The 19,944-nt window shown below is 40.9% G+C and carries 27 protein-coding genes; 20 read left to right on the top strand and 7 right to left on the bottom strand.

What is annotated here, in order from left to right:
• The first annotated feature begins 63 nt into the window (after positions 1 to 63).
• The 3 genes from H6G76_RS32450 to H6G76_RS32440 are packed head-to-tail and all read left to right on the top strand — an operon-like array spanning position 64 to position 3,521.
• On the top strand, positions 64 to 282 hold the full coding sequence (locus tag H6G76_RS32450) for a DNA-binding domain-containing protein (protein ID WP_190710060.1): 219 nt from the start codon (positions 64 to 66) through the stop codon (positions 280 to 282).
• 33 nt (positions 283 to 315) lie between these two features.
• Positions 316 to 651, top strand: coding sequence for a hypothetical protein (locus tag H6G76_RS32445; RefSeq protein WP_190710059.1), 336 nt, complete (start codon positions 316 to 318; stop codon positions 649 to 651).
• Positions 648 to 3,521: a CHAT domain-containing protein gene (locus tag H6G76_RS32440; protein ID WP_190710056.1), complete on the top strand. Its 2,874-nt coding sequence runs from the start codon at positions 648 to 650 to the stop codon at positions 3,519 to 3,521. The genes H6G76_RS32445 and H6G76_RS32440 overlap by 4 nt, the downstream gene beginning before the upstream one ends.
• Before the next feature lie 175 nt (positions 3,522 to 3,696).
• Here H6G76_RS32440 and H6G76_RS32435 read toward each other — a convergent pair whose 3' ends face one another.
• From H6G76_RS32435 to H6G76_RS32420, 4 genes are all read right to left on the bottom strand, one after another.
• A complete protein-coding gene (locus H6G76_RS32435; protein ID WP_190710055.1) occupies positions 3,697 to 4,809 on the bottom strand; it encodes a hypothetical protein in 1,113 nt (370 codons plus the stop codon).
• Between the two features lie 15 nt (positions 4,810 to 4,824).
• Positions 4,825 to 5,595 (bottom strand): KilA-N domain-containing protein, encoded by a 771-nt coding sequence (locus H6G76_RS32430; protein WP_190710053.1) that lies wholly within the window; start codon positions 5,593 to 5,595, stop codon positions 4,825 to 4,827.
• A gap of 90 nt (positions 5,596 to 5,685) precedes the next feature.
• The gene (locus tag H6G76_RS32425) at positions 5,686 to 7,368 is read right to left on the bottom strand and encodes a hypothetical protein (protein ID WP_190710051.1); all 1,683 of its coding nucleotides are present in this window, start codon (positions 7,366 to 7,368) and stop codon (positions 5,686 to 5,688) included.
• Positions 7,369 to 7,900: 532 nt separating this feature from the next.
• Entirely contained in the window at positions 7,901 to 8,131 is a 231-nt protein-coding gene (locus H6G76_RS32420; protein WP_190710049.1) for a plasmid mobilization protein, read from the bottom strand.
• A gap of 113 nt (positions 8,132 to 8,244) precedes the next feature.
• Between H6G76_RS32420 and H6G76_RS32415 the strand changes: the two genes are divergently transcribed.
• From H6G76_RS32415 to H6G76_RS32390, 6 genes are all read left to right on the top strand, one after another.
• Complete coding sequence (locus tag H6G76_RS32415) at positions 8,245 to 8,418, top strand: hypothetical protein (RefSeq protein WP_190710047.1); 174 nt, start codon at positions 8,245 to 8,247, stop codon at positions 8,416 to 8,418.
• Entirely contained in the window at positions 8,415 to 9,080 is a 666-nt protein-coding gene (locus H6G76_RS32410) for a hypothetical protein (RefSeq protein WP_190710045.1), read from the top strand. Before H6G76_RS32415 ends, H6G76_RS32410 begins: the two co-directional genes overlap by 4 nt.
• 77 nt (positions 9,081 to 9,157) lie before the next feature.
• Positions 9,158 to 9,697 (top strand): hypothetical protein, encoded by a 540-nt coding sequence (locus H6G76_RS32405; RefSeq protein WP_190710043.1) that lies wholly within the window; start codon positions 9,158 to 9,160, stop codon positions 9,695 to 9,697.
• A 3-nt stretch (positions 9,698 to 9,700) separates the two neighbouring features.
• Positions 9,701 to 10,090, top strand: a complete 390-nt coding sequence (locus H6G76_RS32400) for a hypothetical protein (RefSeq protein ID WP_199337608.1) — start codon at positions 9,701 to 9,703, stop codon at positions 10,088 to 10,090.
• 48 nt (positions 10,091 to 10,138) lie between these two features.
• Entirely contained in the window at positions 10,139 to 10,342 is a 204-nt protein-coding gene (locus H6G76_RS32395; RefSeq protein ID WP_190710041.1) for a hypothetical protein, read from the top strand.
• 249 nt (positions 10,343 to 10,591) lie between these two features.
• On the top strand, positions 10,592 to 11,206 hold the full coding sequence (locus tag H6G76_RS32390; RefSeq protein WP_190710039.1) for a Uma2 family endonuclease: 615 nt from the start codon (positions 10,592 to 10,594) through the stop codon (positions 11,204 to 11,206).
• A gap of 97 nt (positions 11,207 to 11,303) precedes the next feature.
• On the opposite strand, the gene H6G76_RS32385 is transcribed toward H6G76_RS32390, so the two are convergent.
• Positions 11,304 to 12,068, bottom strand: coding sequence for an Rpn family recombination-promoting nuclease/putative transposase (locus H6G76_RS32385; RefSeq protein WP_190710037.1), 765 nt, complete (start codon positions 12,066 to 12,068; stop codon positions 11,304 to 11,306).
• Between the two features lie 151 nt (positions 12,069 to 12,219).
• Here H6G76_RS32385 and H6G76_RS32380 point away from each other — a divergent pair, with 151 nt between their 5' ends.
• The 8 genes from H6G76_RS32380 (at position 12,220) to H6G76_RS32345 (ending at position 16,550) form a co-directional block, all read left to right on the top strand.
• Positions 12,220 to 12,489 (top strand): hypothetical protein, encoded by a 270-nt coding sequence (locus H6G76_RS32380; RefSeq protein ID WP_190710035.1) that lies wholly within the window; start codon positions 12,220 to 12,222, stop codon positions 12,487 to 12,489.
• Positions 12,489 to 13,355: a hypothetical protein gene (locus H6G76_RS32375; RefSeq protein ID WP_190710033.1), complete on the top strand. Its 867-nt coding sequence runs from the start codon at positions 12,489 to 12,491 to the stop codon at positions 13,353 to 13,355. The genes H6G76_RS32380 and H6G76_RS32375 overlap by 1 nt, the downstream gene beginning before the upstream one ends.
• A gap of 70 nt (positions 13,356 to 13,425) precedes the next feature.
• The gene (locus tag H6G76_RS32370) at positions 13,426 to 13,581 is read left to right on the top strand and encodes a CopG family transcriptional regulator (RefSeq protein ID WP_190710031.1); all 156 of its coding nucleotides are present in this window, start codon (positions 13,426 to 13,428) and stop codon (positions 13,579 to 13,581) included.
• A gap of 28 nt (positions 13,582 to 13,609) precedes the next feature.
• Positions 13,610 to 14,311 carry a 3'-5' exonuclease gene (locus tag H6G76_RS32365; RefSeq protein ID WP_190710029.1) on the top strand — a complete coding sequence of 234 codons (702 nt, stop codon included), beginning with the start codon at positions 13,610 to 13,612 and terminating at the stop codon, positions 14,309 to 14,311.
• Between the two features lie 25 nt (positions 14,312 to 14,336).
• Positions 14,337 to 14,816, top strand: a complete 480-nt coding sequence (locus tag H6G76_RS32360; protein WP_190710027.1) for a DUF4326 domain-containing protein — start codon at positions 14,337 to 14,339, stop codon at positions 14,814 to 14,816.
• 204 nt (positions 14,817 to 15,020) lie between these two features.
• Positions 15,021 to 15,392, top strand: coding sequence for a hypothetical protein (locus H6G76_RS32355; protein WP_190710025.1), 372 nt, complete (start codon positions 15,021 to 15,023; stop codon positions 15,390 to 15,392).
• A gap of 64 nt (positions 15,393 to 15,456) precedes the next feature.
• A complete protein-coding gene (locus H6G76_RS32350; protein ID WP_190710023.1) occupies positions 15,457 to 15,807 on the top strand; it encodes a hypothetical protein in 351 nt (116 codons plus the stop codon).
• Between the two features lie 134 nt (positions 15,808 to 15,941).
• Entirely contained in the window at positions 15,942 to 16,550 is a 609-nt protein-coding gene (locus H6G76_RS32345; RefSeq protein WP_190710021.1) for a hypothetical protein, read from the top strand.
• Between the two features lie 332 nt (positions 16,551 to 16,882).
• Here the strand turns inward: H6G76_RS32345 and H6G76_RS32340 are convergent, their stop codons facing one another.
• Complete coding sequence (locus H6G76_RS32340; RefSeq protein ID WP_190710019.1) at positions 16,883 to 17,311, bottom strand: hypothetical protein; 429 nt, start codon at positions 17,309 to 17,311, stop codon at positions 16,883 to 16,885.
• 182 nt (positions 17,312 to 17,493) lie between these two features.
• Positions 17,494 to 17,799 (bottom strand): hypothetical protein, encoded by a 306-nt coding sequence (locus H6G76_RS32335; protein WP_242056620.1) that lies wholly within the window; start codon positions 17,797 to 17,799, stop codon positions 17,494 to 17,496.
• Positions 17,800 to 18,078: 279 nt separating this feature from the next.
• Here H6G76_RS32335 and H6G76_RS32330 point away from each other — a divergent pair, with 279 nt between their 5' ends.
• From H6G76_RS32330 to H6G76_RS32320, 3 genes are all read left to right on the top strand, one after another.
• Entirely contained in the window at positions 18,079 to 18,297 is a 219-nt protein-coding gene (locus tag H6G76_RS32330; RefSeq protein WP_096586133.1) for a hypothetical protein, read from the top strand.
• 220 nt (positions 18,298 to 18,517) lie between these two features.
• Entirely contained in the window at positions 18,518 to 18,937 is a 420-nt protein-coding gene (locus H6G76_RS32325) for a hypothetical protein (protein ID WP_190710017.1), read from the top strand.
• Positions 18,927 to 19,637, top strand: a complete 711-nt coding sequence (locus H6G76_RS32320) for a hypothetical protein (protein WP_190710015.1) — start codon at positions 18,927 to 18,929, stop codon at positions 19,635 to 19,637. Before H6G76_RS32325 ends, H6G76_RS32320 begins: the two co-directional genes overlap by 11 nt.
• Positions 19,638 to 19,944 lie beyond the last annotated feature (307 nt).

Here is a 19,944-nt window from a genome sequence, read left to right as displayed (position 1 = left end):
GCCATTAGCATTGGATTTTAGATGCTGAGGAGTACCTTAATTCAAAACCTCATAAGATGTCAAATGGGTTCTATAGGAATCCGAATCCCAACCAATCTGCACAAGCGGCTAGAGGATTATATTGCCGAAACTCAATCAACCAAAACTGAAGTGATTTTAACTGCCTTAGCCCACTACTTGGGAGCAATCGAAGAAGTTCCATTGAGCCAGCGAGTGACAGCGTTGGAAGCTCAAGTAGCAGAACTAAAACATTTAGTTAAAAGTAATATAAGTGCAATTTAATCCAGTTCTAGAAATTATTGAGGGTTTGGGGATATGAAAATTGAAATCGAAGGGCAGGATGCGGTAAAGGCGACAGAGGAATTATTAGCGATTGAGGGCATAGAAGGCAGTTATCAAACAGTTGATGAAGTAGAACGAGAAGGAACTGTAGCCACAATCGCCACTATTGTCGGGATTGTCAGTGGCACATTTGCGATCGCAGAGAGCTTGCACAAGTGGAAGGAGAAGTACCAGAAATCCTTACACGACCCAACTGGTACAAGGATTGAGAAAGTTTTGATTGTCACACCTGATAATCATCGGCTGCTGCTCAAGGACGCAACAGTAGAGCAAATTCAAGCGATTTTGGAGAAATCTAAGAAAAAATGAAAATTCTCCACATTACCTTAAAAGAGCAGAGTCAAAATTACGTTTGTCTGCGTTACTTTTGGGATAATCCTTCAGCTTATAAGGAACACAAACTGTCTGTAGCTGAAATCAAGCAGTTGAGTGAGAGAGCAGAAACCGACTACTATACCCGTTTACCTGTTGATTATTCTGTTACTGGGCAAGCACTGTACAACTGGCTAGATAAAAGCGATCGCTTATTAGCCAATGCCCTCAAGGAAGCCCATCAGCAAGGATTAGTAATAGCGATCGCCACAGACAAGGGACTAGCACATCTGCCTTGGGAACTGCTGCATGATGGCCAGTGTTTTTTGGTAGAGAAAACGCCCCCGATTATTCCAGTACGGTGGATATCCAATGGTCAACCAATAGTTACTGCTGATAATCCTCAGAATCGCCCTCTCAATGTGCTGTTTATGGCTACCTCGCCCTTGGGGGTTGAACCTGAACTAGATTATGAAGCAGAGGAAGGGAAAATTTTGGAGGCCACCAAGCGCACTCCTGTAAACTTGCAAGTGGAGGAAAGTGGTAATTTAGGTGAATTGGGTTATGTAGTTCGGGCATATCCTACAGAGAATAAAAAAAGTTACTTTGATGTTTTTCATTTAACAGGTCATGCTAGTTTTGGGAGTGGAAAGCCCTGGTTTTTGACAGAAGACGAATATGGCAACCGAGTAAACAGCAATACAGATGCGATCGCTAATGCGCTAAAAGATAGCTCAGGATACTTACCGTCTTTAATTTTTCTATCTGGTTGCCGTACAGGTTATTCTGAGGTTAATGCACTTCCCTCAATGGCAGAAGAATTATTGAATATGGGGGCAACTGCTGTACTTGCTTGGGGGGAACGAGTTCGTGACACTCATGCCACGACTGCGGCGGGTAGATTGTATTGGGAGTTGTCACAAGGGGGGACGCTGGCAAAGGCTTTATCTTCCACCTACAAAAACTTGATTGAACAAAAAGAAAAATTCCCCGATTGGCATAAGTTACGGCTGTACGTAGCAAATACATTCCCAGAAGCTTTAGTAACAACCTTAAGGACAAGGGGAAGAAAGCAACTGCCTAAACCATCTAATGAAGTGGAGTTCAGAGATGATGAAAAACGCTTAAGGGTGGCAACGAGAGAGAACTTTGTTGGTCGCCGCCGTCAGTTACAAAATTGTTTACGAACCCTGAAGACAGATTTTGACAAAGTAGGGGTCTTAATTCACGGGATGGGAGGATGGGGAAAAAGTAGTATTGCCTCTCGGCTATGGGATAGATTACCTGAGCATGAAAAGATTCTCTGGTGGCGACAGATTGAAGAATTTTTTTTAATTAAAAAACTAAAAGATAAATTAATTAATCCAACTCAAATAGAACTAATCTCTTACCTAGAAAATAATAATATTTCATTTAAAACTCGATTAAGTTATTTATTCAATCAATTGTCAGAAAGAGGAGAAAAACCATTTCTCTTAATTCTGGATGATTTTGAATGGAATCTTGAACCTCGTGAAGGGCAATATATTCTTAAAGCTGAAGTAGCCCTAGTTTTAGAAGCTTTAGTACAAGCAATCCAAGAAACAGGAACTAATAATAAAATCATTATTACCTGTCGTTATGATTTTGATTCCGACCTATTAGAATTTTTCTATAAACAAGGTCTAGAACCATTAAAAGAGGCTGAGTTAATTAAAAAACTTAGTCGATTAAAACATTTTAGCTCTGATAAAATTTCGGATAAATTACTAAAACGGGCGTTAGATTTAGCGGATGGAAATCCTCGCTTATTAGAATTTCTCGATGAGGTTTTAGGCTATGTAGACGCAGAGACTAAACTAACACAATTGGAACAAAGCCCCGAACTGTGGAAAGACAAAATTATTTGGGAGGAATTGTATCAGCTTATTGATGCGCCATTGCAAAGGGTACTTTGTTATTGTTTAGTCTATGAGCTTCCTGTTCCAATGGTAGCTTTAGAAGCTATTTGTGATGAACTTCCTAATTATCAACAGCAATTACAAAGGGGGCGACAACTGGGACTCATAGAGGTCAGTTCTAACTTTCAAGAAGAAAACAGGATCTATCGAGCCTCACGCATTCTTCCACACCTCATCCCCAATATTAAACTACCAGAAGCACCAGAGATATATTCTCTCTACCAAAAAGCTCATGAAAAATTATATCAATTGTGGGGAAATAACGAGAATGAAAGCGTAGAAAAATGGCAAGAAATTTTTCGATTGAAATTCGCCAATAAAGAAAATCATGAAAGGTTTAAAGAAGGTCTTTATCAGATGTTTGCGGTACAGTTTAACCAAGAGGCTGATAAAGCTTTTGAAGCAGAATTGAGGAATTTTGCTGATGAATTGGTAGAAGATAGATTATATAAGGTATTGGAAAATCATCTGAATCATAGGCACTGGCAAAAGGCAGATAACGAAACTGTTTGGATTTTTTACCAAGTTATGGTTAAAGAAAATTATAATAATTGGGGCGATTTGCTAACAAATTTCCCCTGTGAAATTCTCAAGGAAATCAATCGCCTTTGGCTTCAAAACAGTAATAATAAATTTGGCATAAGCATTCAGGGTGAACTTTATCAGAGTCTAGATAATTTTGGTGAGCGTGTAGGTTGGAAAGAAGGCGATTGGTTGAGTTACGATGATATAGTTACAGGAATTGAGAACGAAGAGATGCCATCAGAAATGTCACCGCCATCATTACCTGCTAGGATTTATACCAAATATGATGATGTGTTTGGGGGCTTTCGTGATGTGGTAGGCTTTGGGTTTTTTGATGTTTTTGGTGTTAGTAAAATTGTGGTGGGTACGTGGGGATTTATTCTCTCACGCAGGGATTGGTAAATCCTGGCATCTAAGCTTTGAAAATTTTGTCAATATAACAATAGTCATTTCTGCACAAAAATCAGCATTTAATGAATCTGATACCTGGCACTGGGGGCTGATAACAATTCGTCAGAATAAATTTTGCCTTTACAGGCCGCTCGATAATTTCAAGATTTTCGACAGATACAAAAACCTACTCCCCCACCGGAAACCGCCGCATCATTTCCGCAACCGCAACCGCCTCCCCCTCCGGCGTATACACGACCTCCCCCGACATCGCCAGTACAATCCTCTCTTTCCTAGCCCACTCAAACCACTCCTTCACCGTAGATTGAACCTGCGCTGACTCCGGCTTTCTCCCTTCTTTACAAGCTGCCACAAACACAGCCTGCGGCGACTTGACCCCTTTCCAAGTCCGTAATGCTTCTTTCAAGTAGGCGATCGCACCCGGCACATTCTCCCAATACCGCTTGACTGTGCGCTGAATCTCTGCATTTAGTCGAAACTGTGGGGTACAGGGTATTTCTCGTAGCTGCTGCAATACTTCTTTTACTTCCTGGTTACTGGGCTGAATTGACTTTTCTACACGCTCAAACACATCATCATCACTAGCGTCTTCGTCATGAAATTGTGACACGGCGGCGGCGGAAAAGTTGTCTTCATGATGGACTGCTTCGTTAGTCGAGTTAACCAGTTCTATGTCTTCAACGAAGCGGGTAGCCTGGGATAACTCTGGTTCTGGGGTTTGACAAACTGGTTCATCAACGTAGTCAAGAATCTCGGCTTGTTCTGGTTCTTCGGCGCAGTCCAAAATCTCGGTTTCCACTTCCTCACTTTTTTCAAGCTCAACAGCAGAGTGTTGTTGTGAAGCGAACTCTTTGAAGGGAAACTCTTTGATATCATTTGCCGTTGGTGAGCAATTCGAGATGTTCAGAGGACTCAATTCGATTTGCTGTTTTTGACAAATGCTATCCCACAAGGCTTGTACGTTTTCAACGTTAATGGTGAACCAGTTGGCTTGATACCAAGTTTTTTCACTGTGTCGGCAAACATCAATCAATTTGAAATTATCCTTAAGGTTAGCGATCGCACGTCTAATTGTAGAGGGCTTGAGAAACGGTAGAGTTTCGCCCCAATCTTTCAGTGTCTTCCAAAACCAACGCCGTCCATCGCGCTTGATGTGCTTGGATATTTGACAGAAATAATGAATCTGCTGGAGTATTACCGCTTCTTCTAAACCAATCTCGGAGGCCAACAAGGGCGGAACCAGTAGAGGCGATTCTGGAGTGATTAACTTGCTAGTCATGTTTTTACTTAATGTCTAAAACGGCATATTTTCTTGGTCTTCTTCGGGAGCTTGTGACCAAAATTCCCTGAGCTTTTGGCGTTTCGCTGCTTGAAATTGCTGTTTCTCTTCGGGCGATACTTCACCAATCAATCGCGCTGCCTCATCCCTCTGCTTCTGCTTCATCTGTTCAGTGGTCACAGCAGGTAAAGCCAGTGATTCATTTTTGGTAGACGGACGGAAGTTGCGGCGACGAAACAAGAATCTGAAATGCTTTTTGTCTTGTGGGGGTAACTTGTGCCATACATCGGTATCCCAGCCAGGGGGTACAAAATCAGCTGAGGGAGGTAATAGGGTTTGGACTTGGGCTTGTAGCTGTGCTAGAGCCTCCAATGCAGTTTCTAATTTGCTTTCCAATTCCAAAACTTTGGAATCAAGCACTGTTGATTGCCCTTTCAGTACCCATTCTTCAACCCATTGCTCAACCTGATAGCCGAACTCATCCGAAAGCCAAATCCCAAATCTGACTGCCAGCTTTGGATGTATCCAAGTGCCGCCTCCGTTTTCTGGAGAACCCCGAAACGATTGATATAATTCAATTACCGGAATCCCGGTGATTGAACTTAGGTGATTTAATGTTTCTGTTGTGCGTTCCAATTCCAGCCAATGAGTAACATCACGCCGTTTACCTGTGGCCAATTTGTAAGCACTACTCAAAGCAGTAGCATTGATATAACCATCACGTTGTCGTTGCTCTACAGGTGAGCCGTGTAAGGAGCGAGAAATAACTGTGATTGCATCCATCATGTAAACTCCAATTTTTGACGCATGAAAATATCGGCAGCAGTTGAGCCATGCCGCGTTTAGTTCTTGTAGAGATGTAAGCGCGAGTTCTATTTATTGGTTCTGTTCTTGCCAGAACCGCAACTCATCCTTGAAATAACGGTCAGTCTTCTTGGGCTTGTCTCGCCAATGTTCCCAAGCCACCCACACTTCTTCACCCAAGTCTTCGATGACTTCACCCTTGGCGTTATATAGGGCGCAATAGATATCCGCATGGGCAACAATAGAACTAAGGGCAATCACTTCGCCATCAGAAGAACCAGAATCAGCAGGGGTTTCGTCAGGAACCAATGGTTCCGTAATGAGTGAAGATTCAGCTTTCTCCAAAGCGGTGATTAACTCCCTCTCTTCGGTTGTTAACTCTGCCCAGTAGTCGTTTTTGATAACTTCGTACTCTTGGGCAACTTCCAGATAATCCCACCAGCTACACCCCGGCTGGGATAACACAGCCCGAATATCACTAACCGCTTGAGGCAGTAGCTGTAGCTGTTCGGCTCGATATGCGATCGCTTGCGGTGTTGGCTCACTGCCCAGAATTAACGCCGCAGCTTCTAAAGCTTTGGTATTGTTCATAGCACTGGCCAGATTCCCCAATGCAATACCCATCAGCCGTAAGCACTCTTGAGCGTTTTCCTTGGGTGGTTCAACTGCCAGCGATCGCAAGTCAATTGTTTTTTCTAGCGTTCGCTTGACTTCTTTGTTCAGTGCCTTGGCTGCTTGCTTGGTAAAAGTTTCCTCCCACTGTTGGGTAGGTCGTTCTTCTACAGCACTTTCTAATTCCTGAATACGCTTTTGTAATCGTTGGTTCTCAAGCTCCAACTGCCTCAAACCTTCCAACTCGAAAAGCCGATGCTGTAGCTGGATATTTTCTTCCTTCTGTTGCTGAAACAGGTTTTGTAAGGTGGTGAGTTGTTCTTGTACTTGCTGTTGGGCTTGGGTTGTTGCTTCCGCCTGTAACCCAATCCTCAAATCCTTTTCAAGTCGTTCCAATTCTTGCTGGTGTTGCTGCTTGAGTTGAGCGATCACATCAGCATATTCTTTGGGGTAAGTTCGCTCAGGGGTAAATGACTCAACAGCGTCATTACTCAAATCCGCATTGTTCACCAGTTCTCTATCACCATCAGCAAAAGTGACAATCTGCTGCCAGTTGTTCGGTGCGTCTGCTTGGATGGTTCCTTCTTCACCGTAACGGGGGTGAGTTGGTGAGGTGACTTTGACCGTGTTGGTTTTAGGAACCATTGGTTCCTGAATTTGAGGAACCACTGGTTCTTGAACTTTTGGAACCATTGGTTCCTGAGTTTTTTGTCGTGGTAGACGAGGAACCACCTTGTTAGGCGCAGATGCAAAATCTGATTCACTGGGTGAGGGGTTATCTTGCAGTGCGATCGCAACGGCTTGTTTTAGCTTTTCTGGTTCCTTGGCTAACCGCAGTAAGGGACGGGCTTGGCGTTCGTTTTTGATGTGTTCGCCCAATTCATCAGCTGTGTCCTTAACTTTTTTAGCTCCCAGCAGTTGGTTGATTCTTCGGTAGCCACCCCAAGCTGATAATTCGGTTTGGCAGTATTCCTCAAAAGATTTGTGACCAGCTTCACGATACAGTTGTTGATCTCGCATTTCGAGAATTTCATCAACTGCTTGCCATTCAAATCTGTCGATGGCTGTGAACGTTTCTTTGATGCTGCTGTTGAGAATGTTATAGCTGGATGCTGATGTTGTTTCGCGGTCTAGTGTCAGCATGATTATTGCCCACTATGGTAAATGCGAAGGGTAAATCTGTTTTGCAAGTTGATGTAAGCAGGAAAGATAAAGCTTTAGTTGCTTGCCTTGGTAAGATTTCTTACTTTATTGCACCTATGGCAAAGTTCACTTCTGCAAAGTACAGGTTGACGGTTGCTAATCAATATTTATAAAGTGCCGTCTGCAAAATTATCGAAAGATCTGCACTCGACAGCCGACAACAGTGCTAACCATTGTTTAACTGCTGTTATGCAATCGGATCTCAAACGCCCAATCAGTTGATATATAAGATGTGGGGGCTTCCTTATCTTGATAATAATGGCGTTGAAAACTTGCGTTCTGAGATCAAATTGCTCTAATGACGTAATTGAAGTCATAATAAATTTACACCTTGCGTTTAGCAAAAGTTTAGCATAGCTAAACGCAAAGTGGGGCTTTAAAATCAGAAACCCGCCTCAACTTGGGGGCGGGTTTTCCTTAATGAATTTGAGAAAGCGATCGCGCCATCGCCTGAGAGAATCGGTTTCTTCTCTCAGGCGGGCTGTTTTCCCAACTGTTGCTGTATCTCACGAATTTGAGCCTCTAGTTGACTGATCTTTTCTTGTACGTCTACCTCGGCAGATCGCCCAATATAACTTTGCACAAACTGTAAAAGCACTTGTGATGGTGTTTTTCCTTCTTGTTTAGCCTTCTCCTCAAAAGCAGCCTTTTCTTCGTCTGTTACCCTCACCGCTATCTGCTTTTCTCTCGATCCACTGTTCATCTAAATAAATCCTCAATTACAGGATAAAAGTTAAACGATGTCTGACATAACTATACCCTGACTCAATCATGAAAAGGGTTATTGTTTAGCAAATGATTGACAAATGCTAAACAATGCTGTACATTTTAAATATAGAGCAATTTAAGACAGCCATACATTTATGGCTCCGCCCAATCTTCGATAAGTGCGTTGTGGCTAACCACAACGTTCGTAAATATCAAAAGCGACCGCCCTGCCTGAGAAACATCGCGATCGCTTTCATCCATAACGGAGATAAACAATTATGACCTACATTGCACATACACAGCAACCCGTTGACGCGCAATCCCTAGCCCAGTCCGAACTCGCGCAGTACATGAATCAGCAAGCGCAAGCTGTAGCCCCAGAAGAATTTACCAGCATCGAAATCGACTTTTACAACCACGAGATTTATGCCAACGGTCAACTCATAGCCCAAATCACCTACGACCATAGCGACTTTGTGACTCAAAGATGGCTGGTCATGGTCAACGACAAAGAAGAATTTCGTGCTGATGCTTGGGGTAGGTGCTACCGCTACATCTGCACACATCACAAAGATGGTTCATTACCTGTACAGGAACCAGAAACCCCAGCCGCTACAACGGGTAACGAAATTCTGGTGCAGATTTTCGATGAATGTGAGAAGTATGGCTATTGTCTTGATGATGACGGCATTTACTCCAATGGCAAGAAACTGGGAGAAGTCGGTTTGACCGATGGTAAATGGTGGTTCCTCCGTGCAGATGATACCAAATTGCAGAAAACCTTCTGTGATTCAGCTTCAGATGCAGTTTGGTGGTTATCAGTAGAGAGTTTTTTCGTTGCTGCTAATGCGCTTGACGAATACTTGCAGTACAGACCGCTTGAACAAATGCCTTCTCTTGAACTGAAAGAAATGTTGGATAGCGCAGATTTAGTGGCTGTGTAAACCCTAATTCAGGAGTCAGAAGTAGAAATTCTTCTGATTCCTAATTTTTTTTCTTCATTTATTTACTAATTAAAGCAATGGAACTTACAGTATCAATTCCTCCGGTTTGGCAATACCCCCGTTTTGGCTTTGGACAACGTACAGAACGCGGTCAAATTATCGGCATGAAGTATTACGCCGAAGATACGTATTTAGCTGGTGAATATGGCGAAGGCTGGCGTTATATTATGCTGCTTGACAAGAACACTGAAGGTGATGAAACACGGATTGAGGATGACATAAAACTGCTTTCGCCACAGGAATTAAAAACAGTTTTAGAGACAGAAATTAACACCTATCTGCGCCAAGTTGAATCACTAAAGCACGAGTTAAAAGCAGTTGGTGTCAGTGTTGTGTTAACTGAATCCACTGATGAAAAACTCACCCAGCCACCTTATCCATCTCTGCACGATTTAGTGGATGCGGGTAAATTCATCCTCAAAGAAATCGCCAAACACCCTGAATATTTAGCACTGAATTATCAGCCCGACCTCACTATTGGTGATGCTGATACTGCGCTTTCTTATTTGGAATTGGAACTCGAACCGAATCAAAACTTTGTTGTATCAGGAGATTGAATCATGTGCATTAGATGGTCTGAAGATGAACTAGCAACCCTCGACGAAATGGCCCAAATGTACACTCCAGGACAAATTGTTTTTCGCCTAAAAAGAAGAGGGTATCATCGGACAGTATCAGCTGTAAAATCCAAAATGCAGTCTTTGGGATATTCTACACGCCCAACTTTGGATAACTACAGTTGTCGTGAGATTGCTAAAAACCTTCGTTTGCATTCCAATACTGTTGCCAGATGGGTAAGGCTGGGTTGGTTGAAAGCCAAAAAGCGTTCTGTTCATTGTTATCAAGTCAAAAGTCGGGATTTGAAACGGTTTTTGCAGAATCCTCCGCAATCTATGAGAAAACGGATTGGAGCGATAGATCCGCAAGTTGTTCGGTATTTGGTGGGGTAATCGACTGTGAAAGTAAAATAAAATTATCCTCCGCCTAAACCTTCAACAATGCTGCGCCCAGAACTCGAACAAAAACTCCTTCAACTTGACCACAATAAGAAACTGTATATTATCCAACTCCTAGCCCAAAGTCTCACAATACAAGATACTCACTTAGAACAACCAACAAAACTCTCCCAATTCTTTCGTCAATCCCCTTTGGCACAAGTGGGTGATGAGCTTAACCTTAGCCGAGATTGTAGCCTGAGTTAAGATGTTTTCAGCCCATGAACTACTTAATACTATGTGGAGGTACTAGATGACCTTTTTTGAATTCAAAATGCAAAATTCAAAGTTCAAAATGAAGAATGGAAATAATGCGCGAATTAATTAATCCTGGGTACAAGCCTCCGCCACAATATTCAGATTTAGTGGTCTTCAATTAGTGGTGAGTTCAATCGAACACTAATTATCTTTAATTTTGCATTTTGAATTTTTAATTTTGAATTGGAGCGAAGCGAGATGACTCAAGCCCTACCCAAGTTAGCAACCTTTGAACAATTTATTGAGTGGTATCCCTCAAATGGGATGCAATATGAGCTACATAAAGGAGTTATTGTCGAAATGCCTCCCCCAACTGGCGAACACGAAAATGTTGTTGGATTTTTGGCAGCACAGATCACTTTTCAATTCTTGCAAATGGGACTTCCATTTCGCATCCCAAAAACTGCCTTTATCAAAATTGAGAGCAATAACTCAACCTATTCTCCGGACATTTTGGTATTAAATCATAACAATCTCGTGAATGAACCTTTGTGGAGCAAACAATCGACTGTTATGCAAGCGGAATCTGTACCAATTGTTGTCGAAGTAGTTAGTACCAATTGGCGAGATGACTACTACGACAAATTCAGGGATTATGAAGAAATGGGAATTCCTGAGTATTGGATCGTGGACTATGCTGCACTCGGCGGCAAAAGATTTACTGGTAATCCTAAACAACAAACCATCACCATTTGTAATTTAGTTGACGGCGATTATCAAATGAATGTGTTCAGGGGAGATGATGTTATTGTATCGCCTTTATTTACCCAACTGAAATTGACAGCACAACAAATTTTTGATTCGGCTTTGTGAAAAGCCGAGATTTAAAACATTTTTTCAATAATCCTCCGAGGTTTATTGAAAAACGAATTTTCAAAATAGATCCACAAGTTGTTTGTTATTTAGTGGGTTAATCAGTATTTGAAGTTTGCTGCTGTAACTCTTGTACTACTTCTAGGGATAAGCCTGTAGACCGAGCTATTACTTCAACACTAATGCCCTCAGCCAATAAGTTAGTGGCGATTTCACGGACTTTCTTGTTCCTTCTTTCAGCCTCAAATGATTGGTAGATTATGGACTCGCGCATAACGTTTTTTCTTAGCAAACGCTCAATTATTTCTTCTTCTAAAACTAAACTAGCTAAGATTGCCGTAGCAGCCGCAATATGACTTTGGGTTTGTTTTTGAGGAAGTGTAGCAATAGTTTCAGCTACTTGTTGTAATGTTTGAACTTTGTTATCCGTAGCACTCAAGACAGCAAATGGTAGCAATCCTATAGATTTTAGAAATATATCTGGGGATTGCTCCCACAGTCTAATTACTTCAAACTCATGGTGGAGTTTTTTAATAGAAAATGTGGTGTTATACACCTGCTCAGACGTAGTTTTTTCTAAATAAATTACTACCTGATGTATTTGTTTATCAGGAAAGCGTTCGTATATTCGCAAATAGTAATAAACCATCTCGCAAGGAAGATTTTCATCAGGCTGCGTTTGGAATTCAATATGCAATACAACTTCGTTTGATTGCAACAGTATTACACCATCAGTCCGCATTGGTTCCCAAGTCAATCCTGTTGGGCTTAATACAGTTAAAGCAATGGGTTCACCTAATAACCAAGTAGCGAAATCAGGAGAATATAATTCAGCAATTAATTTACAGGTATTATCAAGCATAGTTTATTATTTAGTCAATTTTGATAGCAGACTTTCATTATTTGAAATCAGTTATAATAATCAATTATAAACGAGTGTTTTTGATAATTTAATAATTTGTCTATTAGAGAATAGCTTTGCTGAAAATCATTGAGAAATTGAATATATTTGTATGGAAATCAAAACAATCTCGGTAACTTACCATCGCAAATTTAATCTTGGGGACTTTGAATCGGTAGAATTAGGCTGCTCTCTGTGGGGTCAAATAGACCCAGAAGAAGACGCTGAAGGTGCAACACAATTCCTATTTGAACAAGCAAAGGAATCAGTTAAAAAAGCAGCTATACCTTTAATTAAGGCATCCTCTCATCAAATGAATAAAGCTCGAATGTACAAACAATCTGCACAAAACAATACTACTGATAATGGAGAGAACTTCTAATGAACGCTGAAATTAAACTAGGTTTAGGCAGTCCACCACTTCCTATTTACCTGTATGTCAATAAGTTAGAAATTGATGGTCAATCTTATGGCTGGTATAACTATGATGTTAGCCTTGATAAAAAGACTCCAGTAGCCGAAAGAGCATTAACAGGTTATTTGAGCGAGTTAAGATTGACTGGTAAAGATTTTCAAGGCAAGGACAATATTAAATTAGATATTGTTGTCTTTGCCGATGATGTCTATATCATCAGAAGTGGGATTGAGACTAACTTTTCCAAATCATTCCTGCTGACAGCATCAGTTGTAGAAGACTTCTCTAGACCCCTAACAATTGTTGCTACTCCTGGGGGAGAGAATGTCGTGTTCTGCTCTTTACATGATGCTATCAGCAAAACTAAAATCCGCCGAGATTGGGATGCAAACGCTGATTGGGCAGGATTATTACAGCAGATTCAGTCAAGACTATTCAACCGTCCTAAATATAATTTGGACGAAGACGAAAGCGATCGCTCTGTTGTACAACCACCCTCTCCAACTCCGATAAAACCTACTGCGGGTCATCCCCAAGATTTACGAGTCAAACAAATCCGCACTTTGACAAATTACCCCATTGATCTAGTTAAAGAGTGGTTACAATTTCAGGATGCTTCGGCTCCTAGCCAATTGCCTGTGTCTGTGGTCGATAAGCTGGTGAGAGACATTTGCTTGTCGTGGGCTGCTGACAAGGTTGATTCAAATCATGCCACCAGTTCATATCAGCAACAAGTGTTGGGTGCAGTTGCGAATGGTACTCCTGAGATTCAAGCAATTCAGGCTTGGATGAATTATGTTGCGGGACTGGTAACACCTGTAGTTTCTCGTTAAAAGTTTATTATAAGCAGCGATTCGGGCTGCTTATTTTTTTTCTGAAATATCAATATTCGGAGTAAATACAATGGCTAATAAAAAGTGGGCGGTAAAAAGATTAACTATCAATCTTGCTTTACAGGAAGCACAAACTCTGGAGAGCTATTGCAATACAACTGGTAGACCCGCAACAGATGTGATTCGGGAGTTAATCAGAAAATTAGGTGCGACTGCCAACGTATAAGCTTACTGTCATTTCAAGGTTGAACAAAATGAAACTACTAATCGTAGATACCGAAACCGCAGACGACGAAAACACTCCCTGTGAAATCTCAGCCACACTCTATCAAGTTGGTGAACATAAAGGAGCAGTTGCTAGTGTTTCAACTCTGCTTCCAATTGACGCAAACAATGTCCAGGCAATCAACGGTATTGCACCAGAATTAACAACTTCATCAATACCTATTTACAAGAACGCACTTTCTTTTTTAGAGGAAATGGCGACACAAGCTGACTACGCGGTTGCTTTTAATGCTGAGTTTGACTCGGAGGTAGTCAATAACTTCTTTCCTGATTTGATTTCTGTCCCCTGGCTGTGTGCAATGAAAGATTTTAACTGGGGTTATCACAGTATTAACTCACACGGTGGCTTCAAACTCACTGACCTTGCCTTGTTTCTGGGCATTGGTATTAGCACAGTTCACCGTGCTGGTGATGACGTAAGATTGCTGGTCGAGTGCCTCAATCGCCACAATAATCTACCCAAGCTGGTGGAGGACGCGATTGCTTTGGCTCAATCCCCGATAGTCGAAATCAAAGCACTGGTTAGTTATGAGGATCGTCACCTAGCAAGTAAGGCTAAGTTTGCTTGGGATGGTGATCGCCGGATTTGGTACAAGTCGATTCGGGAGTGTCTTTTGGAGGATTTTGTAGGGACGCTTGATTTTGAGGTTTGCATTATCGCCTTCGCGTAACAAAGGGAAAGCTTTTAAAAATCAAATGAACATCCTCAAATATCGTAATGGTTATGTGGGCAATCCCCGTTTGATCTACTGTGGTAGACCAAAAAAGGACGAATACTTATGCCAGCAATTACTAATCGGATTGGGCAATCCTTTTACTTGGAAACCCACCAAAAAAGCTAAATTCAAAGTTAAAAACTTAGCCGAATCTTTGTCAAAATATCGTCAGTGGCTTTGGAAGTTAATCTGTTGTTATCGAGACAGAAACTTAGAGCAACTCCAGCCGTGGGAATTTCGCTATTGGCAATTGATGAAGTGTCTAGCGATCGCAATAGAAAATCATCAGGTAGACGGGTTGGTGTGCTGGTGTATAGAAGCTAAAGACTATGTTCCAAATAAAGGGGTAGAACAATGCCATACACAGATACTTTATTGTGCTTGTCTGCACATGATTGAGTCAGGTTTAGTTGATGTCAATTGTGACATAGACACCCTTTTAAACAGTCTTTGGGAATAACAATCAAATTAAGTCGGAAGTCGGAAGTATTTCACGTTTAGTTGGGAGTTCTGACCTCCGACTTCCGAATTACGACTTCTCAAGGCTGTCTTATTTTTTTTGAATAAATTATGCCAAATCATCAATATCAAGCCGAATACTTCGTTTGTAATTCGGGAGTTGACCCCAAAATTAGAACTAAGTGCAAGTGCATAGAGGTACTTCATGAAAGAACAAATCTTAAATATTTTGAAAGCAAATCCTCAAGGTTCGAGCGTACAGCAAGTAGTTGAAAAATTGCGGTTGACTAACTCAAAAGTTTCTCCTAGAGGTGTTAGAGAAATAATCAACCAAATGTTTGATGCTCAAGAAATTCACAGACGGAAACTTAAGAGAGATACACCAGGAAAGCCAGCTTATCTCTACATTCATAATGACTTTCACTCCAAACAAAATCTTTTTGATGAAATGGGTAAAGAATTAGGTTTTCAAGCGGTAATAATAACTAAATCGCAAATGATGTACGAAATGTTGCCAGAACATGAGAAGGAAGCTCATTTACGGGGTGTTGCTGTTCTCAAAAGACTAAAGCTTTAGTAAGTCCATAACGATGGACACTAGGGAGAACTGTCCTCTGTCCTATTTCTTTACAGGAGTAAGTATGAACAACCGTAATCAAAAGTTTAACCAGGAATATCAAGCAAAGTACGACGAATCTAGACAGATAGTGATTCGATATCACTACATCAAACGTTCAAGGACAAGAGAATTTGTGGAAAATGCTTTGTTGTCAGTAGGTATAGTTTGCTTGTTAAGTACAGCATTTTTAGGTATTGGTGCATTGGGCTGTTGGGGTTTTGAAATAATAGGAGCTAATTCAAGCTCTAGCATCATCAGTCAGTACAACTGGCAAGCCCGAAAGAACATCTGCTTGGGCGGGATGTTGGTATGTATTTCAGGAGTTTTAGGAAGTGCTTTATTGAATGGGTGCTTAGATTTTGATGATAATTAGTCTGAGAAAAACCTAATCCTCGGAAGCCAGAAGTAAAATTATTTGGGAGTTCCGATCCTGGGTTGGGGCTTCTAAAGCTATCTTATTTTTTTCTGAGGCAGTAGAGTAAAAATCAGATGTTCTAATTAAATTTTATGGGCTTAACAATTCATTATAAATTCAATGCTGGTGAACGGAGTACAGATGAAGCTTGTCAATTGATTAAGGCACTACATCAAGCAGCAAAAGACTTAGCGTTTGAGCAATTAGATACGGAAATTATTGAGCTAATGGGAGCAGAATGTACTATTCCTGAAGACTCAACCCCAGATCGTTTGTTTATTTTAAAACTGAGTGCCATCAAAAGAGATATTCACAACTTTGATCATGAGGAGTATCCAGTTCACATTATTGGATTTACAGCACTGCCAAGACCAGGAACAGAGGAATTAGATATTTTTCTATGCCAATATCCTAGTTCCCAAGAATGGATGGCGCAGTCGCGGTGCAAAACGCAGTATGCTTCTTTACCCGAATATGGTGGCGATGCTAATTTCGCACTAGCGCATACAATGATTATTGCGCTACTTGATAAAGCTCAAGAATTAGGAATACTTGAAGAAGTAGTGGATGAATCTGGTTATTGGTCAGACCGGAATCCACACAAATTAATTGCTGAAGGTGAGAAGTGGAATAACTTAATAGTTGAAATTGGCAATATTCTAGGGCAAATTCCCAATGCGCTGAGAAAATTTTTTAATTAATTCACTCTAGATTAATCAACTCACTCTCCTCAGCATAAAGCTGTTTTTTTATTAACAAGGAGTAATATTAACAATCACAATCAAAAACTAACCCAAGAATATCAGGCGAAGTATGGCGAAAAAGCATCAGTAAGCTAATCAGCATTTAAGCTGCACTATTGAAATTGTGAATAAATGACTTAAACTCTCTCCGCTGCCCCCCTGCGGTCTACACTGCTCTCTTAGGCACTTAACAGCTTATCTGGGTTTTTCGGGAGTAATTTGATTGGGGCTTGTTTGGGTAGTGATGAGAATAAATAGTAAAAAAATACAAACACCAATCAACGACCGGACTAAGATAACCGCCCAATCAACTGTGCCAGGATAGATTCAAGAGAAGCCAATGCAGCGTTTGTAGTTCTCTGGTGTTCCTCAAAATTACGCTGGTGTTGCTCAAAACTATGTTGTAGATTTTCTGTGCTTTCACGCAATTCCATGACAACACCATCCAGAACTGCACTACGAGCTAAAACACTAGTAGCTGTATCAATATATGCGTCAAGTTGAGCTTGAGTATCTGCTTGTCTCAAAGCTAAATTATCAAGTTGAGCTTGAGTGTTTGCTTGCCTCAAAGCTAAGTTATCAAGTTGAACTTGAGTACCTGCTTGCCTAAGAGTTAAGTTATCAAGCTGGTTTTGAGTTTGGACTTGCTGTTGAGCCACTCTTTCTACTAGTGCCTCAATTCTATCTAGTCTACTCGATTGATTGGGGGTGTCAGTCATAAACTAACTTCGTGATCTTAGTGGTAAATATAATAGTACAAAAATATTATCAAAACAATTGGTTTCAAGTCGGTCCCTTCCAGTATGCACTCAATAATTCAAGCTACGTACTTTGCCCTGTTCCAAACCCGACCTCACCAATCTTGATGGACACCAATTGAATTTACTTATCCCTTGATTTATTAAGGATTTTGCGCTCCTTGTTGTAAATGTTTCAATAAAGCAACCGCTAGCTCCAACACAGAATTTTGGTTCCAAGAAGGAATTTGGTCAAGCACATACTGGATGACAGCTTCAGGTGGTTCATCAGGAAGTGAACCAACTCGCAGCAAAGCATCATTGGTACTTCTAATCATTTTCTCTAACTTTTCTGGCCGACTATGACCAGGCAGAGTATCGAGTAAAGCTAGGACTTCATTTTTAAGTGAAACATTTTGATAACCAGAACGTGGCATAGAGAGTAAATTATCTAATAAGCAGTTGGGCATAAGTCAGAATCAAGAACTTACCTAGAACGAATCGCTCAAGTGGTGGCTCGTTTAGCTTTCTGTATTTGAACAGAATTAATAGTGCGTGTAGCTCTACTTTCTTGTAGAAACTGACTCTTGAGTTCTGTGTTTTCATCATACTGTACAAGAGGAGTATTTCTAAATAACTGCTTATTTCCTAGATTAGTACAGTATTATTAATATAATTAGTTAGCCAAAATTTTTAGAGCTTTGTCTTGAGGAATATCAGACAAATAAGACAAAGGAGAAAAAAGAAAAATGAACCTCCTGGACTTCTTAAATAAATGGGCGGGTAACGACACAGAAACCGAGCAAAAACTTAAAGGAATGTTGTCCACGTTTTTTGAGCGTGACCCACGCACAATTCGTAATTGGGTAAACAATACACCTCAATATGTCCGTTGGAACTTAAAAAGGTTAGATAAAGAGTGGGAGCAATTAGGCAGAATTAACTATGCCATTTTTTTTGAAGATTAGCGGAAATTTTTGTCACGAAATTGTCACGATTTTTTCCAGCCTGCTGACGGCAGGTTTTTTATTATCAAAGAGCAAGGTCAATTGTTAGTCAATAGCTGGCGGTTATGGACATCAATATTGATACAGATATTGACAGTGACATCAATACAGATATTACCACTGAGATGACACAGATATTGACTAACTATTTGAGACTATTGACACGGATTTGACTAAGTTCATGAAGTCAGAATGGAGAGAACAACTTTTTCATCAAAAACCAAGCCAATCAGGAGTTAATTTCTTGCTTTTACCGATGTCCAAAGCCAAAGCAACTAAAATTTTAGGCATCTGCCCCCGGACATTAGAACGATGGACAGAAGTCGCTCAACTTGTTCCAGAGTATAGATTAATACTCGGACGCATGAAAGCTTTTGCTGACCAAAAGAGGCTCCGTGCGCCATTAATGACGACCTACCAAGTATGGGTAGTAGGAAAGATTGGCGAATTGTTCTCGGACATTGTTCAAGGCATCGATAAAAAACCCCTTGTTGAGGTCATTGTCCAAGCTAACAAAAGTGAATACACTCGCTCCCTTTTTGAACAGGAACTACTAAAATTTACATCGCAAGAAGGCGGAGAAACAGATTATGTCGGATAGTACATTTACTCGTGCAGAATTGTTTGAACTACTCAGTGCCAGCTACAGCCCACAACAAATCATCGCTGGATTAGAACAACTCGCTTGTTCCGATCCAACTATTGATCCGAATGCCGAACAATTTCCTGTGGAAATCAGCGATTGCTTAGAGAGGCTGTTCAACCTAGCGCAGAAAACCCTAGATCAATCGAAGCTATTGGGAGGTGGGAGTAATTTGGCGAATATACAGACAGATGCAATAGAAAGTGTGAGTGAACAATTGCAGATTGAAGGAGTCAGCCGCGAAACGTTTAAAGCGTTCTTGGACATTGTGGCGGGGAAAGCTGTAGCTAAAGCATTAGCTGTCCATCAATTTGAACAAGAGCTATTCAACCAAATCAAGAGTGAGCTTGATGTTGAGAGTTTACAGCAACAAACACAAGCGGGATTTGAGGAAGTAGCATTTATCTATCAGTTGGCCAGGAATCCTGAAATCCGGCAACGTATCACTCAAGACTACGGACTCAAGACTGCACAAGAAATTAGGCAAGAAGTTCAAATGCTCACCAATAGTGCGACCTCTGGTTTTGACCCGAAAGCCTTTTTGGATGAATTAGGATTGCCAACACTCGAAAAAAAGTCCACACAACCAACTACGATTCAGGACATGAAAAATTTGACACGCTCTTTGTTGAGCAAGCAACTCCAGTCACCAAGTTGATAGAACGATTCGTTCAACGAAATTGGTTGGGCTTTTCAATTATTTTCTTTATGGTGTGCGTTGGGCTGTCTGTTTACATTCGGATTACTCACGCGCCAGTCCCTCGAACAGATGCAGAACAAATTCGGGTGCAACAGTGAACTATTCACCAGAATATTTAAGTTACATTCGCTCAAGCCAATGGAAAAATAAATCCATCAATTGTCAGAAATTAACTAACTTTCACCAATACCGTTGCCAAAATAAGAGCATGAAGAGGTAGGGCGTTTCGTAGTAGAGTTGTTGTCTCTCACAACGACAACTCAAA

It is taken from the genome of Nostoc sp. FACHB-152, assembly GCF_014697475.1.
In the GTDB taxonomy this organism is placed as follows: Bacteria; Cyanobacteriota; Cyanobacteriia; order Cyanobacteriales; family Nostocaceae; genus Nostoc_B.
Note: the sequence above shows the minus strand (reverse complement) of the source record. Positions and strands in the feature narration are given on the sequence as shown.

Coding starts and splice junctions, on each gene's coding strand:
- H6G76_RS32450 (WP_190710060.1), top strand. CDS start 64: ATGGGTTCTATAGGAATCCGAATCCCAACCAATCTGCACAAGCGGCTA.
- H6G76_RS32445 (WP_190710059.1), top strand. CDS start 316: ATGAAAATTGAAATCGAAGGGCAGGATGCGGTAAAGGCGACAGAGGAA.
- H6G76_RS32440 (WP_190710056.1), top strand. CDS start 648: ATGAAAATTCTCCACATTACCTTAAAAGAGCAGAGTCAAAATTACGTT.
- H6G76_RS32435 (WP_190710055.1), bottom strand. CDS start 4,809: ATGACTAGCAAGTTAATCACTCCAGAATCGCCTCTACTGGTTCCGCCC.
- H6G76_RS32430 (WP_190710053.1), bottom strand. CDS start 5,595: ATGATGGATGCAATCACAGTTATTTCTCGCTCCTTACACGGCTCACCT.
- H6G76_RS32425 (WP_190710051.1), bottom strand. CDS start 7,368: ATGCTGACACTAGACCGCGAAACAACATCAGCATCCAGCTATAACATT.
- H6G76_RS32420 (WP_190710049.1), bottom strand. CDS start 8,131: ATGAACAGTGGATCGAGAGAAAAGCAGATAGCGGTGAGGGTAACAGAC.
- H6G76_RS32415 (WP_190710047.1), top strand. CDS start 8,245: ATGCTGTACATTTTAAATATAGAGCAATTTAAGACAGCCATACATTTA.
- H6G76_RS32410 (WP_190710045.1), top strand. CDS start 8,415: ATGACCTACATTGCACATACACAGCAACCCGTTGACGCGCAATCCCTA.
- H6G76_RS32405 (WP_190710043.1), top strand. CDS start 9,158: ATGGAACTTACAGTATCAATTCCTCCGGTTTGGCAATACCCCCGTTTT.
- H6G76_RS32400 (WP_199337608.1), top strand. CDS start 9,701: ATGTGCATTAGATGGTCTGAAGATGAACTAGCAACCCTCGACGAAATG.
- H6G76_RS32395 (WP_190710041.1), top strand. CDS start 10,139: ATGCTGCGCCCAGAACTCGAACAAAAACTCCTTCAACTTGACCACAAT.
- H6G76_RS32390 (WP_190710039.1), top strand. CDS start 10,592: ATGACTCAAGCCCTACCCAAGTTAGCAACCTTTGAACAATTTATTGAG.
- H6G76_RS32385 (WP_190710037.1), bottom strand. CDS start 12,068: ATGCTTGATAATACCTGTAAATTAATTGCTGAATTATATTCTCCTGAT.
- H6G76_RS32380 (WP_190710035.1), top strand. CDS start 12,220: ATGGAAATCAAAACAATCTCGGTAACTTACCATCGCAAATTTAATCTT.
- H6G76_RS32375 (WP_190710033.1), top strand. CDS start 12,489: ATGAACGCTGAAATTAAACTAGGTTTAGGCAGTCCACCACTTCCTATT.
- H6G76_RS32370 (WP_190710031.1), top strand. CDS start 13,426: ATGGCTAATAAAAAGTGGGCGGTAAAAAGATTAACTATCAATCTTGCT.
- H6G76_RS32365 (WP_190710029.1), top strand. CDS start 13,610: ATGAAACTACTAATCGTAGATACCGAAACCGCAGACGACGAAAACACT.
- H6G76_RS32360 (WP_190710027.1), top strand. CDS start 14,337: ATGAACATCCTCAAATATCGTAATGGTTATGTGGGCAATCCCCGTTTG.
- H6G76_RS32355 (WP_190710025.1), top strand. CDS start 15,021: ATGAAAGAACAAATCTTAAATATTTTGAAAGCAAATCCTCAAGGTTCG.
- H6G76_RS32350 (WP_190710023.1), top strand. CDS start 15,457: ATGAACAACCGTAATCAAAAGTTTAACCAGGAATATCAAGCAAAGTAC.
- H6G76_RS32345 (WP_190710021.1), top strand. CDS start 15,942: ATGGGCTTAACAATTCATTATAAATTCAATGCTGGTGAACGGAGTACA.
- H6G76_RS32340 (WP_190710019.1), bottom strand. CDS start 17,311: ATGACTGACACCCCCAATCAATCGAGTAGACTAGATAGAATTGAGGCA.
- H6G76_RS32335 (WP_242056620.1), bottom strand. CDS start 17,799: ATGCCCAACTGCTTATTAGATAATTTACTCTCTATGCCACGTTCTGGT.
- H6G76_RS32330 (WP_096586133.1), top strand. CDS start 18,079: ATGAACCTCCTGGACTTCTTAAATAAATGGGCGGGTAACGACACAGAA.
- H6G76_RS32325 (WP_190710017.1), top strand. CDS start 18,518: ATGAAGTCAGAATGGAGAGAACAACTTTTTCATCAAAAACCAAGCCAA.
- H6G76_RS32320 (WP_190710015.1), top strand. CDS start 18,927: ATGTCGGATAGTACATTTACTCGTGCAGAATTGTTTGAACTACTCAGT.